The organism is Pedococcus sp. 2YAF34 (genome assembly GCF_052114585.1).
In the GTDB taxonomy this organism is placed as follows: domain Bacteria; phylum Actinomycetota; class Actinomycetes; order Actinomycetales; family Dermatophilaceae; genus Pedococcus.
Map to the genome: position 1 here is coordinate 1 of NZ_JBFRFA010000080.1, position 716 is coordinate 716.

Genomic DNA, 716 nt, shown 5'->3' on the forward strand with positions numbered 1-716 from the left:
GGCGAGCGGAAGTCGCGGCCTGGCGCTCGGCCTCACGTCGGCGATCGCTGCGGCCTCTTACCTCGTCAGTTCGCTTGCGCCGGTAGTGGGATGGATCCGTTCGATACGTGGGGTCTCCCTTTTCTACTGGGCGGTCGGGGACGATCAACTCAGTTCCGGGCCATCAACTGGAGCCCTCGCGGTCCTCGTGCTGACCGGCGTCGCACTGGCCCTCGCGGCTGCCATCCTCATCAAGCGCCTCGACATCCGATGAATCGCACCCGGTACGCGCACAATTGAGCTATGACGATCACAGCGATTCCTGACCTGCCCACCGGCACCCTGGGCTTCCAGGCATCCGGCGTCATCACGGCGGAGGACTACCGGACCGTGTTCGACCCCGCCATCGCGGCAGCGGCTGCGGAGCATGCGACGGTGAACCTGGTCTATGTGCTCGGCGATGACTTCGACCGATATTCGCTCGGGGCGATGTGGCAAGACGTGATGCTCGAGGGGATGCCGCACGAGACCTGGGGTCGTGTCGCGCTGGTGACGGATCATTCCGGCCTCGCGGAGGCGATTCACCTTCTGGCATTCCTCTTTCCCGGCGAGCTCAAGATCTTCGCCCTCGCCAAACAATCCGATGCCATCGCATGGGCAACTGGCCAAGAGCTCGGAGACGCGGATTCGCCCCCCTCAGGGAACTGAGTCTCGGTTAGTAGACGAAGGGGATGTAG

The 716-nt window shown here is 63.8% G+C and carries 2 protein-coding genes; both read left to right on the forward strand.

What is annotated here, in order from left to right; all coding sequences use genetic code 11:
• Positions 1-253: hypothetical protein (locus tag AB4Z02_RS18930; protein WP_441972907.1), on the forward strand; the 253-nt coding region annotated here is incomplete at its 5' end.
• Between the two features lie 29 nt (positions 254-282).
• On the forward strand, positions 283-687 hold the full coding sequence (locus AB4Z02_RS18935) for an STAS/SEC14 domain-containing protein (protein WP_441972909.1): 405 nt from the start codon (positions 283-285) through the stop codon (positions 685-687).
• Positions 688-716 lie beyond the last annotated feature (29 nt).

Bases quoted from the DNA above. Each gene is read 5' to 3' on its own strand.
- AB4Z02_RS18935 (WP_441972909.1), top strand. From the start codon at position 283: ATGACGATCACAGCGATTCCTGACCTGCCCACCGGCACCCTGGGCTTC.